12 protein-coding genes are annotated in these 14834 nt (G+C 52.7%); 7 read left to right on the top strand and 5 right to left on the bottom strand.

Annotated elements, in window-relative coordinates:
* Nucleotides 1-101: 101 nt before the first annotated feature.
* Both JT719_RS12345 and JT719_RS12340 read left to right on the top strand, forming a co-directional pair.
* On the top strand, nt 102-1103 hold the full coding sequence (locus JT719_RS12345; protein WP_207433650.1) for a dipeptidase: 1002 nt from the start codon (nt 102-104) through the stop codon (nt 1101-1103).
* 162 nt (nt 1104-1265) lie between these two features.
* Nucleotides 1266-3977 carry a TonB-dependent receptor plug domain-containing protein gene (locus tag JT719_RS12340; RefSeq protein WP_207433649.1) on the top strand — a complete coding sequence of 904 codons (2712 nt, stop codon included), beginning with the start codon at nt 1266-1268 and terminating at the stop codon, nt 3975-3977.
* Nucleotides 3978-4052: 75 nt separating this feature from the next.
* Here the strand turns inward: JT719_RS12340 and JT719_RS12335 are convergent, their stop codons facing one another.
* Entirely contained in the window at nt 4053-4808 is a 756-nt protein-coding gene (locus tag JT719_RS12335; RefSeq protein ID WP_207433648.1) for a hypothetical protein, read from the bottom strand.
* A gap of 181 nt (nt 4809-4989) precedes the next feature.
* Here JT719_RS12335 and prfA point away from each other — a divergent pair, with 181 nt between their 5' ends.
* From prfA to JT719_RS12320, 3 genes are all read left to right on the top strand, one after another.
* Nucleotides 4990-6063: a peptide chain release factor 1 gene (gene prfA / locus JT719_RS12330; protein ID WP_207433647.1), complete on the top strand. Its 1074-nt coding sequence runs from the start codon at nt 4990-4992 to the stop codon at nt 6061-6063.
* Nucleotides 6064-6181: 118 nt separating this feature from the next.
* The gene (locus JT719_RS12325) at nt 6182-7600 is read left to right on the top strand and encodes a hypothetical protein (RefSeq protein WP_207433646.1); all 1419 of its coding nucleotides are present in this window, start codon (nt 6182-6184) and stop codon (nt 7598-7600) included.
* A 12-nt stretch (nt 7601-7612) separates the two neighbouring features.
* Complete coding sequence (locus JT719_RS12320) at nt 7613-8035, top strand: secondary thiamine-phosphate synthase enzyme YjbQ (protein WP_207433645.1); 423 nt, start codon at nt 7613-7615, stop codon at nt 8033-8035.
* Between the two features lie 90 nt (nt 8036-8125).
* Here JT719_RS12320 and JT719_RS12315 read toward each other — a convergent pair whose 3' ends face one another.
* Both JT719_RS12315 and JT719_RS12310 read right to left on the bottom strand, forming a co-directional pair.
* Nucleotides 8126-9007 (bottom strand): outer membrane beta-barrel protein, encoded by an 882-nt coding sequence (locus JT719_RS12315; protein ID WP_207433644.1) that lies wholly within the window; start codon nt 9005-9007, stop codon nt 8126-8128.
* 204 nt (nt 9008-9211) lie between these two features.
* Entirely contained in the window at nt 9212-11446 is a 2235-nt protein-coding gene (locus JT719_RS12310; RefSeq protein ID WP_207433643.1) for an ATP-binding protein, read from the bottom strand.
* Between the two features lie 171 nt (nt 11447-11617).
* Between JT719_RS12310 and JT719_RS12305 the strand changes: the two genes are divergently transcribed.
* On the top strand, nt 11618-11917 hold the full coding sequence (locus JT719_RS12305) for an antibiotic biosynthesis monooxygenase family protein (protein WP_207433642.1): 300 nt from the start codon (nt 11618-11620) through the stop codon (nt 11915-11917).
* Nucleotides 11918-11923: 6 nt separating this feature from the next.
* On the opposite strand, the gene JT719_RS12300 is transcribed toward JT719_RS12305, so the two are convergent.
* Complete coding sequence (locus JT719_RS12300; protein WP_207433641.1) at nt 11924-12562, bottom strand: hypothetical protein; 639 nt, start codon at nt 12560-12562, stop codon at nt 11924-11926.
* Nucleotides 12563-12687: 125 nt separating this feature from the next.
* A complete protein-coding gene (gene gpmI, locus JT719_RS12295) occupies nt 12688-14223 on the bottom strand; it encodes a 2,3-bisphosphoglycerate-independent phosphoglycerate mutase (RefSeq protein ID WP_207433640.1) in 1536 nt (511 codons plus the stop codon).
* A 141-nt stretch (nt 14224-14364) separates the two neighbouring features.
* On the opposite strand from gpmI, the gene JT719_RS12290 reads away from it, so the two are divergent.
* Entirely contained in the window at nt 14365-14766 is a 402-nt protein-coding gene (locus JT719_RS12290) for a DUF4783 domain-containing protein (RefSeq protein ID WP_207433639.1), read from the top strand.
* Nucleotides 14767-14834 lie beyond the last annotated feature (68 nt).

Below are 14834 nucleotides of genomic sequence, written 5' to 3'. Positions count from 1 at the left end.
AATCCGGGTTTGCGGCGGGAGATGGAACGGTTCTTCGTAAACTCGCTCTGAATGAATCTTGCAACGCTCATTCACCCATTCACTCCATTACTCATTCAAAATTGGAAGATACCCGCTTGCCCATTGTTGACCTGCACTGCGACCTGACCGGCTACCTGGCCTGGATACCGGGTTCCACGCCCATGGATGTGGACATCATAGGCTGTGCCATTCCGCATCTGCAGGCGGGTCGGGTACGCTTGCAGACCATGGCCTTCTTCACCCCTACTGAGCCGGGTAGCGCTGCCTTTACCTTAAAACAAGCCCGGCTTTACAAGGAAAATCTGCTGCAGAATACCGAGGTGTTTGCGCAGGTGCGACCCAAAGAACTGACGATGCAGGTGCTCCACGGGGAACGGGTGGCCATAGTGGCAGCCATTGAGAACGCCTCAGGCTTGTGCGAGGAGGACGAACCGCTAGACTTAGCTTTCAGAAGACTGGAGGAAATCATCCAACTGGCCGGTCCGTTGTTGTACATCAGCTTTACCCACGTAGATGAGAACCGCTTCTCCGGCGGAAACTTCACGCCAGGCGTTGGCCTGAAACCCGATGGCGAGGAACTGCTCCGGTACCTGAGCGGCAAGCGCATTGCCGTGGACTTGGCCCACACCTCAGACGCCGCTGCTTATGGTATGCTGAACTTCATCGACAAACACGGCTTGGACATACCTGTCATCGCCAGCCATTCTAATTTCCGGGAGGTGTATGACAATGCACGCAACCTGCCGCCGGAATTAGTGCAGGAAGTGGTGCGCCGCCAAGGGCTGATAGGCATTAATTTCCTGAAGAAGTTTGTGCACCCAACCCGGCCCGAGGTGCTGCTGGAGCACATCCGCCACGGCTTTGAGCACGCCCCGCAAGCCCTCTGTTTCGGGGCTGATTTTTTCCAGGAGTCCGGCATCATGGAAGGTGGCGAATCTTATTTCCATCCGCAGCACCGCAACGCAGCCCAATACCAAACTATACTGGAGGCCTTGAAAGAACAGTTCTCGGCAGAGGAGCTGGCGGCGCTCAGTTACGGAAACGCTGTGCGCTATATGGAAAAGCTGTGGGGCGAAGGTTGAGGCCGGGAGAGCTGTTTTAAGCCTGTTTTCGGGAAAATAGTCTTAAAACAAAATACGGCAAGGGAGTATGGAAAATCTGCAGGAATCTTTGTAGGTTACTAGCACAATCATCTGTTAACCACACGTACCTACCCCCTTTTGAACGCTCTTCCCCCAACCCGTATGTCCCCGAAAAGCTACTTACGTCTTGCGCTCTTTTCTCTGGGCCTGTTATTGGTGTGCGCCTTCGCCCCGAAGCAGTGGCAGGAAAACGAAGTCCTCAAAAAAATCATCGCCCAACTGCAGCAGTTCACCAAGGATTATCCGCAGGAGAAAGTCTATTTGCACCTGGACAAACCGTACTACGCCGCCGGGGATGATTTGTGGTTTAAAGCCTATCTGGTAAATGCATCATCCCATGAGCCTAGCTTGGTAAGCAAGGTGCTGTACGTGGAGTTGGTGTCACCGGAGGATTCCATTTACCGCCGCATTGCAGTGGACGTGAAGAACGGAATTGGCCACGGCGACCTGGCTCTGGAAGACACCATCCCGGAGGGACTTTACCGTCTGCGGGCTTATACCAGCTGGATGCAGAACTTTGACGAGACGTATTTCTTCCATCAGAACGTACAGATTTTCAATCCCAGATTAGCCGATTTGGTGCCCAAGGTAGATTTTACCTTCAAACGGTACGCGGCGGGAGATTCTGTCTGGGCCGATGTGTCTTTGAAGAACCTGAAAGAAGAACCACTGGGGCAACGGTCCCTCACCTTCCATACCCGCAACCGCATGGGCAAAATGATTTCCCCGAGGCGCAACGGTCAAACCAACAGCCAAGGGCAGGCGCGTTTTGCATTCTTTTTACCGATTACGGAAGCCCAGCAAGACATCCGGCTTTGGATGACTGTCAAAGAAGGGGAAAATGAAATTCAGCGGCGCTTCAAGATTCCGCAGGTAAGCGAGAAAGTGGATCTGCAGTTCTTCCCTGAGGGAGGAGAGTTGGTCAACAACATGTGGAGCGTGGTGGGGTTCAAAGCCATAGATGCCAATGGCATGGGCAAAGACGTGCAGGGTACTGTGCTAGAGGAAACCGGAAAGAAAGTGACAGACTTCAAGAGTCAGAAATTTGGGATGGGACGTTTCGGGTTTCTGCCGCAGCCGGGCAAAAACTACTTGGCCATCCTCAGGAACGAAGATGGGACAGAAACCAGGTACCCTTTGCCAACAGCCCGGGAGAAGGGCGTGGTCATGCGTGTGGACAACAGCAAGCCAAACGCGGTGCAGATGAGGGCCTATCTGGTAGGTTACCGTGGATACGAAGGCCGGCCCACCTCTATCAGTATGGTCGTGCAGAGCCGGGGAAACATATATTTTACGGGACATGCCACCACCGACAAAGACCTGATCCAGATCAGTGTGCCCCGGGAAAAACTTCCCTCGGGCGTGGTGCAGTTTACCTTATTCTCCCACCCCGGCGAGCCCTTGGCTGAGCGGTTGGTCTTTGTGAACCGCCAGGATCAACTGCAGCTCACGCTTACGCCAGATAAGCCCAGCTACAAACCCCGCGAGAAAGTAACCATGCACCTGCAGGCTAAGAACGCAGCGGGCTCTCCGGTATCAGGGCATTTCTCCGTAGCCGTTACCGATGCCCAAAAAGTAACTCCGGAGCCCTACGCCAATACCATCCTCACCAACCTGTTACTCACCTCAGATCTGCGAGGCCACATTGAGCAACCAGGCTACTATTTCTCTTCTCAGGAACAGGGTGCCGCTGAGGCTTTGGATAACCTGATGCTCACACAGGGCTGGCGCCGGTTTGTCTGGAATGACCTGCTGCAAAACAAGCCTCTGCCCCTGCCTTTTCCCGTGGAACGTGGAATGGCAGTGACGGGCACGGTTCAGAAACTATCTGGCAAGCCGGAACCCAAGGCCATTGTCACCTTAATCAGTCTCCGCTCGCCCGGCATGATTCTCATAGACACCGCTGATGCTCAGGGGAAATTCGCTTTTGCTGTGAGCCAGTTGGATGACAGCGCCCGTATTGCCGTAAAGGCCCGCTCTGCCAAGGGAAAAGATGTGCTGGAGGTGATCATGGATAAAGGGGTGCCTATTACGCTGGTTACTCCGCAACCTCCTTATGACGTACCACCCGCGATGCTGTCCCAAAGTACCTGGGCATACCTGAGAAGCAACCGGGAGCAGTTGAGGTTAGATCAATTGGCCGGAAAAAGCATCTTACTGAGCACCGTGGAAATCAGGGCCAGAAAGATACGTGAAGAAGAAGAGATGCGCCGTGGCCAGTTATACAATCAACCAGACTACAGCCTCAAAGGCTCAAACCTGCCACAGGCGCAAGATATTATTTCAGCGCTCCAAGGACGGGTGGCAGGTTTGATGTCAAACGGCGGAGAAATCTCCCTACGCGGAGGTGACCCCCCGCTCTACCTGTTGGATGGCATGCCCATAGATGTAGAGTATGTAAGGGGTATTTCTATGACGGAGGTAGAAGCCATTGACATCATCAAACCCGGACCATCGTCAACCATTTTTGGCTCACAGGGAGGTAACGGCGTAATTTCAATTATTCTGAAACAAAGTGGCCCCGGAACATTTACCAGTAAGGCGCGCTACCGCGGAGTGGCCGCTTATAACGGAGTCAGGATGCAGAAAGCAAGGGAGTTCTACATGCCCCGCTATGATCAATCTTCGGAAGTGGAACTACCCGATCTTCGTACTACCCTTTTCTGGAGCCCCACCATAGTGACGGATACTAACGGGCAAGCTACATTCTCTTTCTACTGTGCAGACGCGCGCACTTCGTACCGGGCCGTGGTAGAAGGGCTCACCGCCAACGGGCAGTTGGGCAGGGCTACCGCAGACCTGCAGGTAAGATAGTTACCCTGTTTCTGGCTTATTTACCTAAAACCAGGTGAAAAGAGAAAATTCAGAATGCTCCTATCATCCGCAGGATTACGGCATAACAAAGGGCAACACTACCGCATGGTTGGTATTCATGCTGGTGGGCACTTGCACATTGCTGCCGGGTACTGAATAGCCAACTGGTACAGCCGCATCGGTATAGGCCACCACGTAAATTGTTTCGCCTGTTTTTATACCTGTGCGGGATTTAAAATCCATGGTGCTCAGAAGCTCAAGGGAGACCTCTTCTCTATAGAGGTTGAATTCACCGGCAGCTATGTAGTTGGTGGCAGAAACATTGGGGGTTTTACCTATAAACACTTGGGCTTTCAGCATTTTTCCGGCAGGAATAGGAGCGCTTAAGCGGGCAGAGAGAAATAGCCTGTGGGCATATCCGTTGGTTACTGGCAGGCTGAGGGTGGGAGCCACAAAGTACTGAGACGGTGCTTTAGAGGCGATAATATCCATGGCGTAAGGTTCTCCCCTGGTGTAGTACCACTCTCTACGGTAGCCATCAATAAAACCAGGTGTGCTTATCTTTAAGTCATACGTACCGGAAGGAAGTGACCCAAATTTAAGGGTGTAAAGCCCACCCACATCCGGCGAAGTCTTGATCTCTGTGTTCTCCACCGATAGAACCAAGCTGGAAGGGTCTTGAACTTCACCGTACTCATTACGCACTACCGCCCGGCCAGAGATTTTGCCGGTAGGTTCTGGCGTGGCATCATCGTCAACTGAACAGCCAGAGAAAAGAATGGCACAGCTCAAGAGCGAGAAAAGGTAGCAATGCAGGCGTACAGGTTTCATAAGTTTTCCAGGGGGTTTACTTACAGACGAGGCACACAGCCTTTTCCCCTACATATCAGGGATGGAGCAGAGCAACTTTTTCCGTTTCCGGGCTGTTTCATAGAAAACACACCAAAAATAGGACTCCGCAAATGCCACGGAAATTACGTAGCTTTGCGCCCTGAATTAAGTATAGCAGAAGATGTTAGATAAACTGGAAGCCATAAAGCAGCGGTTTGAAGAGGTAAATGAGCAACTCATCCAACCAGATGTAGCCAGTGACCTGAAGAGATATAAGGCTTTGAACAAAGAGTACAAAGACCTGGAGAAGATTGTAGCCGAATACGAGCGCTACAAACTGTTGCTGAGCAACATTGAGCATACCAAAGAAGTCATCGCCACGGAGAAGGACGAGGATTTCCGCGAGATGGCCAAAGAAGAACTTGATGAGCTCCTGCCGCAGCGCGACGACATGGAGGAGACCATCAAGGAGATGCTCATTCCCAAAGACCCTAATGACAGCAAAGACATCATCATGGAGATCCGCGCCGGAGCCGGTGGTGATGAGGCCTCTCTGTTTGCCGGTGACCTGTACCGCATGTACAGCCGCTATGCTGAGAAGCAGGGCTGGAAAATGGAACTGATTGACGCCATGGAAGGTACCGCCGGTGGTTACAAAGAGATCATCGTGAACATCTCCGGTGAAGACGTGTACGGTAAGCTCAAGTTTGAGTCTGGCGTGCACCGCGTACAGCGCGTTCCGGCCACGGAGACTCAGGGCCGTATCCATACCTCAGTAGCCTCTGTGGTAGTGTTACCCGAGGTGGAGGAGTTTGACATTGAGCTCAACATGAACGACATCCGCAAGGACCTGTTCTGTTCTTCCGGTCCGGGTGGTCAGTCAGTGAACACTACGTATTCTGCCGTGCGTCTGACCCACATCCCTACCGGTATTGTGGCGCAGTGCCAGGACCAGAAATCGCAGCTGAAGAACTTTGACAAAGCCTTGGCGGTATTGCGTTCGCGTATCTACGAGGTAGAACTTGCCAAGAAACAGGAAGAAGAAGGTGCCCAGCGCAAGAGCATGGTGGGTAGCGGCGACCGTTCCGATAAAATCAGAACCTACAACTATCCGCAGGGCCGCGTAACCGATCACCGCATCGGGTTAACGGTGTACAACCTGCCAAACGTGGTAGACGGAAACATTGATGAATTTGTAGAGCAGCTCCGGATTGCTGAGAACGCTGAGCGTTTGAAAGAAGGAGCCCAAGTCTAAACTTTATACGCATTGAAAAGCGCGGCTCATTTGGGTTGCGCTTTTTTATTGCCCTTTATTTTAGGGTTGTTTTCCTGAAAACGGCCTTAAAAGATTAAACCTGATTCCTGCTAACCTAATGCTTCAGCGCTTCTTCCCTACTGGTACGTGCACCGCTTTCCTGCAAAGCCTGGCTTTTCTGTGCCTGGTGGGCTGGTGGATGAGCGCCTGTACCCCGCGCGAAGAGGAAATCACGCCAGATAGCGGCGCCCTGCTGCGCTTTGAGGCCGATACGGTGCTGTTTGATACGGTGTTCACCCAAGTGGGCAGCATTACCAAGCGCCTGAAAGTCTACAACCCCAACAAGAATGCGGTCCGCATCTCAGAGATCAAGGTGGGCGGATTGGGTTCTTCGCCGTTCCAGGTGTTCATCAACGGCATGGCGGGTCCGCAGGTAGAGAACGTAGAATTGCGGGGCAAAGACAGCCTGCTGGTTTTGGTGAAAGCCACCATCAATCCTACTACCCAGGAGCAGCCGTTCCTGGTCAATGACTCCCTTTTGTTTTTGACCAACGGAAACCAGCAGAAAGTGAAGTTGGTGGCGTACGGACAGAACGCCCAATATTATCAGCGCAGCTACACCACTTCTCCCAACGAGACCTGGACGGCCTCCAAAGCACACGTGATCTATGACTCGGTAACGGTGCCGGCCGGGCAAACGCTTACCATCCAGAAAGGAACGCAGGTGCACCTGCACAGCAAAGCCAAAATCAAAGTGCTGGGTACGCTGCGGGTAGAAGGCGAGCACGAGAAGCGGGTGGTGTTCCAGCAGGTGCGCAAAGAAGAACAGTACCGCAACGCCCCGGGCCAATGGCAGGGACTGGAGTTTGTGCAATCTGGGCAGGGAGAAATCAGCTACGCCGAGATCAAGAATGCCGTGAACGGCGCGTACCTGAAAGCCGAAGGGAATACGGTGCCGCAGGTGACGTTTCAGAATAGTTTTCTGAAAAACATGCTGCAAACGGGTGTGCTGAGCGTAGGCGGCAACGTGCGGCTGGAGAACAGCATCATCACCAACTGTGCTGAGTACGCCTTGGCCGGCTTAGGTGGCGGACGGTATGACGTGGTGTTCAGTACGCTGGCCAACTACGCCTATGACTTCATCCGGTTCTCGCCCTCGGTGGTGTTTGAAGAACGGTACCAGGTGGAGAACAAAATTATCCGGCAGGGCAATTACCAGGTGAACATCCTGAACAGCATTGTGTGGGGCCGCCATGAAGAGGAACTGAAGTTCGGTGAGATGACTGGTTCTTCTGGCAGAACTATCCGGAATTCTTTCCTGAAAACCCAGGCCTATAGAACCGAGTTCGGGCAGAACGGAAACCAGCTCAACGTTGACCCGCAATTCCGCGATGCGCCCAAGTTCGATTTCCAGATCATCAAACTGTCCCCGGCCAACGCAGCGGGAGTTCCGGTCCCGGGAATCACCCTGGATTACGAAAACAAACCCCGCGATGCCCAGAAGCCCGATGCCGGGGCCATGGAAGTGGACTATTAACCTTGCCTGTTTATGAAGTGGTTTCAGAAATCTTTGCGCTTACCAGCCGTAAAACGCGGCTTCCATCTCATCACCGATCTGCTGGAAGCCCAGTTGCCAGAACTGGAGGAAATTGAAGTGGGCCTGGCGCACATCTTTATTCAGCATACCTCGGCCAGTCTGTCTATCAACGAGAACGCTGACCCCACCGTGCGCCACGATTTTGAGCAGCATTTCAACCGCATGGTGCCCGAGAACGCGCCTTACTACCGCCACACCCTGGAAGGATCAGATGACATGCCCGCGCACATCAAAGCGGCCTTGCTGGGCAATTCAGTAACAGTGCCTATCACCAACGGAAGATTCAATTTGGGCACCTGGCAGGGCATTTACCTTTGCGAGCACCGCAACCATGGCGGCAAACGTACCGTGGTGGTCACGTTGCAAGGGAAGTAACACCGGTACATACATAACAAAGAATCCGTTTTGGGTCTGTTTTCCGGAAAGCAGACCCAAAACGGATTCTCTTTTTAAGCCAATTAAGAATTAATGGTTGAAGCGTAAGCCCACCGATACGTCTAACCTGGAAAGGTTTTCATAGTTCTCGGGCTGGAGTTTGATCTTTTGGGTAGTGGTTCCGTTGCTCACCTCCATTTGTCTGAGTGTGCCAGTTACAAACGAAATCTGCAGTCCCACCGAGAGCTTTTTGGAAATACGCATGTCATAGCCCGCATCGGCGGAGAGGCCAAAAGTGCTGCCCTTGAACGTATAGCGTTCATTTACCTGCAACGCTTTGTCTGTGTAGCCCAGGTACCCGAAACCTACGTTGAAGATCCAGGCATTGAGTTTGTTGCGGTTGAGCGTTCTGGAACTGAAGTACGGCCCCACATACGTGATGTTGATTTTGTCGCTCAGCGTTCCGGTAACCGTGGTGCCGTCTGGCATAGTGGCCGTGACATTATCCAGTTCGTTTGCGGCATGGTAGGTGCTGTATCTTAGGCCCGCTCCCATCTGCTCATTGAAATAGTAAGCCGCGTCTCCGTTGATATGGAAGCCTTGCTTCAGGTTGTCTATGTACTCTTTATAGAAAGGCTGGAGACCATCGGCGGTTCTGGCTATCCGGTAACTCCATCCGCCGCTCACCCCTAACCTATAGCGCGAGAAAGCCTGCTCGCTGTACTGGTATTCAGAAGTCTCGGGGATTTCACCGTCGGTGAAGTAATTGCGCTGGTATTGCCTGATCAGGTGCTTGGAGAGGACCGTGTTCTTAGCGGCTCCCTTGTACATGAACGTGAAGTAAAGCCGGTCTTTGGCCTCTCTTGTGATTTTGCAGTTAAGGGAATCTCCTTCATAGGTAACCACCAGGTCCTGGGCTTGCAGAAAGTGGCAGCCCAGCATCAGGAGCAGGGAAAGAAGTAGCTTTTTCATGTTGATCATCTCTTCTTGCCGGAAGGCAGGCACAGCGCACCGCTTTCAGAAGCGGGCTAACTGGAATCTCCTCCGGGCAAAGAAGTTGCTAATGTTACTAAAGGGTTGTAGGTGAATAGGACGCATCTAATATAGAGATTTCCTATGTATTGTCCTAGAAACGGACTGGCAGTAGCCCTTTTTACACCAGCAAATCAAATGGTTTTAGCGGGCCGAATGAGAGTAGTCAATCTGGCCGAAATTCACAGTAAAGGTAGTGCCTTGCTCCGGTGCGCTCTCCACGTCTATGGTGCCGCCCAGCGCCTTCACCTGCATTCTGGTAAGATACAGCCCCAACCCTTTGGACTGCTCTGTGTTATGAAAGACCTTATACAGGCCAAACAACTTGTCTCCTACCTTGGTCAGGTCCATGCCCAGGCCGTTGTCTGAAACCGAAAGGTGCAGCGTGTGTCCGGTGCGCCAGCTCCTGATTTTCACCACCGGTTTCCGGTAGGGTGAGCGGTATTTCAAGGCATTGGAAATGAAGTTGTGCAGAATGCTTTCCAGATACAGTTTAGGTATGTAAATGGAAGGTACTTCCAGCTCAGTGATGATCTCTGCGTTGGTTTGCGCAATAACCGCCGCCAGGTTCTGCTTCTCTTTTTCAATGAGTTCAGCTAGCTGCACTTCCTCGTGGGGGAGCTGCTGCACCAGGTGGGTTTTAAGGATAACGTTCAGGTCATTGATGGTCTCAGACATGTTATCGCTTACTTTCTGCACCTTCTCCATCACGTAAGCGGCGCTTTCCTCGCCTGGTTCAGCGGTGTAGAACTGGTGCAGGCTCTTCACGGTAGCCAGCGGTGACCGCAGGTTGTGCGAGATAATGTAGGCGAAATCTTCCAGTTGCGCGTTGCGGGTGCGGAGCTGCTCGGCGTTAACCAAGTGTTCCTGGTTCAGTTTCTGCAACTGGGCGGTCTGGTTCCGGAGCCGGATGGCAACAAGGTCTTTCAGCAAGGCCTGGGTGATTTCCACTTCGTTCATTGTCCAGGGCTGCGATTTGCCCCTGATCACCTCTACCCACTTCTCAAAGGATTTCCGCGGATGGATGTGCAGGTTACCGCCTAACACCGGCTTTTCTGGGTTACCCGCCCAGGTTCTGGTCTGCCTGATCTCAGGTTTGAAGAACAGCAGGTATTCCTGGTTATACCTGGAGATTTCCAGCGCCAGTAAACCGCTGGCTTCTTGCTGGATCGCCTCTGCCTCTGGCCACTCGGCAGACAGGTTGCGGGTATGGAAAACACCATCGGTCACGTGTTCAGAAAGCCACTGGGTAAGCTTCCGGATGGTTTCCTCGGGCGGCGTTTGCCCGGTTGTGGTTAGGGCTTTGTCCAGTAGAAGGGCAGCTCCGTGGCTCTGGGTGAGGTCCAGCAAAGACGGTTGTTGCTGGAAGAGCCCCTCGGTTATGCTTTCTCCGTTGTTCAGGCGGTTCACCAACGTGCGGTGTACTTCTTTGTAGCGGCTGAATTGCTCCTGATCGCGTTTCTCCTGGATGGAAGCAATCACGTTCCCAAAGGTCTTCACCACCAGGTCACAGAGCTGGCGCCGCCAGATCTCAATGTAGGTAGGCTCTATGTTATGGCAGGCAATCACGCCCCAAAGCTGGTTTTTAACCAGAATGGAGAAGGAGATGGTAGCCGCCACGCCCGTGTTCCGGATGTATTCCAGGTGAATCTCAGAAGGATTGCGCAGCTCAGAGCGCAGAATGTTGGTAGGTTCTCCCGTGCTAGGGTTGAAGTACGGGTAAATCTCTACTGCCTGCGCGTTCACATCCGGGATCTGGCGTACATGCTTTTGCTTTAGAAGCTCCCGGGCCGGGGCCGGAATGTCAGAGGCCGGGAAATGGTGCCCGATAAAGGAGTTCAGGCGCTCATTGCGGCTCTCGGCAATCACGTCTGTGTGCCAGTCCTGGTCAAACTGGGTAACGTCTACCCGGTCATAGCCCAGAATGGCCCGCAGGGTATGGGCAACGGGCTCGGCTACGCTCTCTACGGTATACAGGTTGTTAAGCTGGTTGTGCAGCTGCCACAGAATGGTATTGTGGCGCAGCTTTTCAGAGTCTGGGTAAGGGGCGCTGGGCTCGCATTCCAGGATTGTTTTTGTGCCAGAAACGTGAAAATGACCGATAAACGGACGCTGGGCCAGCGTGAGGAACTGCGAACCCGTAAAGCCTGAGTCAAAAGCAACACTGCCCGGTGAAAGAATAACGCTGAGGGACTTGCCCAGAAGTTCTTCCAACCCATAAGGCAGAAACTTGTCTACGTTGCGGCTGGCCTGTTCAATGATCAAAGATTCCTGACCCAGTACCAGTAAGAACCCGTGCGGCTGAATGCGACCTATAATGTGGATAGGCTCTTTGTCACAGTTGGATAGATCTACCCGGTGGTTCTGATAATTTTGCATGCTCCTTCTTGCTCCCCCCGCGCCTTGAGGGAAAACCCCAGCTGCGAAAATGCGGTTAACGGTGACAGGTTCAATTACGTTACAAATTTCCTTAACTTACCGGCTATCACCTCTTACTAATCTGAACGTTTACCTATCACAAGGTAGTATTCAGTATTTATACGTACAAGTATGTTTATTTCTATCAGTACATTTACTATTGCCAATGACACCGAAGAGAGTGTAAAAGAGGCGTTCCGGAACCGCCCCCATATGGTTGATGATGCCCCTGGTTTCCTGAAACTGGAGGTGTTGTCTCCGCAAGACAATCCTAAAGAAATCTGGCTGAAAACCTATTGGCAAGACGAGGAGAGTTTCAAAACCTGGTACAAAAGCCACCAGTACCATGATGCCCACAAAGGTATCCCGAAGGAAACCAAACTGGTGCCCGGCAGTGTGCGTGTGCGGTACTTCTCGCTGGTAGGGGAATAACGGAGGCTACAAGGCCGCAGGCGTTTGTTTGACGGCCACTTCGCCCGTTATTGTGTAGCGCTGCGCATCCATCAGCATCAGTTTCTGGGTTTCATCCAGGAAATACCGGACTAGCCGCGGCGATGGACCGGAGTGCGCTTCCAGGTGCAGGAGTTTCTGCGTCTTGAAAAGAAAGTTTTCCTGCACAATGGTGGCATCTAGCTGCACCAACTGGCCCTTGGCGTCAAGCGTGTAGGTTACCTGTTGAATGTTGGTGGAGGCGTCTTCCTTGGCTTTGTAGCGGTGCACCTGCTGGCCCAAGGCATCAGAGGAAACTTCTTTGGTGAAAACCCCGGCTAAGGCAGGTCTGTTTATATCCGCATCGGCAAAGGAACCTAACTCCTCGGCCCAGTTGATGGTGGAAATAATCTTCGCCTCGGTGACGGAGCCGTCCTGAGAGACGCTTTTGCGGGAAACGGCATTCAGGTCAGAAAGGGCTTTCGCTTCCTGGTCCAAGAAGCTTACCAAATCATACGCTTGGTGGATGCGTCTGACCACCGGAGCGGTTGTTTCTTCCTGGCAGGCGCTTGCCCCTAGAGAAAGCGCCGTGAATAGAAGAACCGCTGATTTCCTGAACCATTGATTGACAAGCATTGAAGTACGCATGGTGTAAGCGAAAGCTAAAAGTAAGTGAAAGGCGTTTTGCGCCTGTTGTACGGAAAACGGATGAAAAACGGAGACAGAGAAAGCAAACCTGCTTTTCTGTCTCCGTTTCTTGGTTTAAGCAGGAATTACTCTGCGCCTGGGATCAACAAGGAAGTGCCGCTCATATCGGCGGGAGCCTGTACGCCTAGTAAGGCCAGCACGGTAGGGGCAATATCGCCTAGTTTACCGTCCTGCAACTCACCTTTGTAGTCGTTATCGGCTAAGATCACGGGTACCAGGTTGGTGGTGTGGGCGGTGTTAGGCGTGCCGTCTGGGTTGCGCATGATATCGGCGTTGCCGTGGTCAGCGATGATGATGGACGCGTACCCATGGGCCAGAGCAGCGGTCACCACGGCTTCGGCGCACTGGTCAACGGTCTCAACGGCTTTCACAGCTGCTTCAAACACGCCGGTGTGGCCCACCATGTCTGGGTTGGCGAAGTTGAGGCAGATGAAGTCGGCGGTCTCCCCTTCTATCTCCGGCACAATGGCGTCTCTGATGTCAAAGGCGCTCATCTCGGGCTGAAGATCATAGGTGGCCACTTTAGGCGATGGGCACAGCAGGCGTTTCTCGCCTTCAAACGGCTGCTCACGGCCGCCGGAGAAGAAGAACGTTACGTGCGGGTATTTCTCGGTCTCAGCAATTCTAATCTGGGTTTTACCGGCGTTGGCCAAGACTTCGCCCAGCGTGTTGGCCAGGTTGTCTTTGTCAAAAATGGGCTGTACGCCTACAAAAGTATCATCATAGTTGGTGAGCGTGTAGTAACGCAGTTTCAAGGGCTGCATGTCCTGCTCAGGGAACTCGCGCTGCGTTAAGGCTTGCGTGATCTCGCGGCCACGGTCTGTCCTGAAGTTAAAGCAGATGACCACATCGTCTTCGTTGATTTTAGCCGTGGGCTCTCCATTTTCATCCAGGCACACAATCGGTTGGATGAACTCATCGGTCACGCCGTTGTCATAAGACTCCTGGATAGCCTCGCGCCAGTTTGCGGAGCCTCTGCCCTGGGCGCGTACCAGCAGGTCATAGGCCAGTTTCACGCGCTCCCAGCGATTGTCGCGGTCCATGGCGTAGTAGCGGCCAATGATGGAAGCCAGCTTGCCGCCAGTGGTATCCAGAGTGTTCTGCAGATCGGTCAGGTAAGCCATGCCGCCTTTCGGGTCGGTGTCGCGGCCATCGGTAAAGGCATGCACAAATACATTAGGCACGCCTTCTTCCTGCGCAATGGTGCAGAGCGCTTTCAGGTGGTCAATGTGGGAGTGTACGCCGCCATCGGATACCAGACCTATGAAGTGCACGGGCTTGTTGTTCTCGCGGGCATACTGCCAGGCATCCTGCAATACAGGGTTCTGGCCCAATGTTTTTTCTCTGATGGCTACGTTCACCCGCACCAGGTCCTGGTACACCACGCGGCCGGCACCCAGGTTCATGTGGCCTACCTCAGAGTTCCCCATCTGTCCTTCTGGCAAACCCACGGCCTCACCGGAGGCTTGCAGGCGCGCATGCGGAAAACGGTGGAATAAAGAATCCATGAAAGGAGTATTGGCGTGCTCAATCGCCGATACGGAAGGGTCTGTGCCCAGCCCCCATCCGTCTAGAATCATCAAAAGTACCTTTTTGCTCATGCGCGTAAAGATACAAGCCACAGTTTAAAAAGAAGCGTTTGGCGTTTGATTCTGCTTATTTCCTGTATCTTTAGGGCCTTGAACTTATCTGCCTTTGGCATAGTTTTGGCATAGAAGAAGTAAAACTTGGAACACAAAGACATGAAAAATTTCAGAAGATTGATGGCGATGACCTTGGTGCTGTTAGGGATACTGGTGGGTGCCGGACAGGTTACTGCTCAGTCTGACGTAATGGGCGGGATCCAATCTGCCATTAGATCTGGTTCTTCCCGTGATTTGGCGCGCTACTTCAACTCTAAGGTAGAGGTAAACATAGACGGCGACAACGGCAGCTACAGCCAGAGCCAGGCCGAGATGGTGGTGCGTAACTTCTTCAGCAAAAACGCGCCGGTAGGGTTCAGCTTTGATCACCAGGGCGGTTCAGAAGACGGCCAACGCTACGCCATAGGCAAATACACCCACAAAGGCGGCCGCTATAACGTGGTAGTGAAGGTGAAGAAATACGGCGATTCCTATAAGATTGACACCATTGAGTTTAAATAACAGCATATAATTGTCTCTAACAGGACAATCCATAGAAAAGGCACCGAATGTTTGGTGCCTTTTTTTAT

This window comes from Sabulibacter ruber (assembly GCF_017355955.1).
GTDB lineage: Bacteria > Bacteroidota > Bacteroidia > Cytophagales > Hymenobacteraceae > Nibribacter > Nibribacter ruber_A.
Note: the sequence above shows the minus strand (reverse complement) of the source record. Positions and strands in the feature narration are given on the sequence as shown.

Bases quoted from the DNA above. Each gene is read 5' to 3' on its own strand.
- JT719_RS12340 (WP_207433649.1), top strand. From the start codon at position 1,266: ATGTCCCCGAAAAGCTACTTACGTCTTGCGCTCTTTTCTCTGGGCCTG.
- JT719_RS12335 (WP_207433648.1), bottom strand. From the start codon at position 4,808: ATGAAACCTGTACGCCTGCATTGCTACCTTTTCTCGCTCTTGAGCTGT.
- prfA (WP_207433647.1), top strand. From the start codon at position 4,990: ATGTTAGATAAACTGGAAGCCATAAAGCAGCGGTTTGAAGAGGTAAAT.
- JT719_RS12325 (WP_207433646.1), top strand. From the start codon at position 6,182: ATGCTTCAGCGCTTCTTCCCTACTGGTACGTGCACCGCTTTCCTGCAA.
- JT719_RS12320 (WP_207433645.1), top strand. From the start codon at position 7,613: ATGAAGTGGTTTCAGAAATCTTTGCGCTTACCAGCCGTAAAACGCGGC.
- JT719_RS12315 (WP_207433644.1), bottom strand. From the start codon at position 9,007: ATGAAAAAGCTACTTCTTTCCCTGCTCCTGATGCTGGGCTGCCACTTT.
- JT719_RS12310 (WP_207433643.1), bottom strand. From the start codon at position 11,446: ATGCAAAATTATCAGAACCACCGGGTAGATCTATCCAACTGTGACAAA.
- JT719_RS12305 (WP_207433642.1), top strand. From the start codon at position 11,618: ATGTTTATTTCTATCAGTACATTTACTATTGCCAATGACACCGAAGAG.
- JT719_RS12300 (WP_207433641.1), bottom strand. From the start codon at position 12,562: ATGCGTACTTCAATGCTTGTCAATCAATGGTTCAGGAAATCAGCGGTT.
- gpmI (WP_207433640.1), bottom strand. From the start codon at position 14,223: ATGAGCAAAAAGGTACTTTTGATGATTCTAGACGGATGGGGGCTGGGC.
- JT719_RS12290 (WP_207433639.1), top strand. From the start codon at position 14,365: ATGAAAAATTTCAGAAGATTGATGGCGATGACCTTGGTGCTGTTAGGG.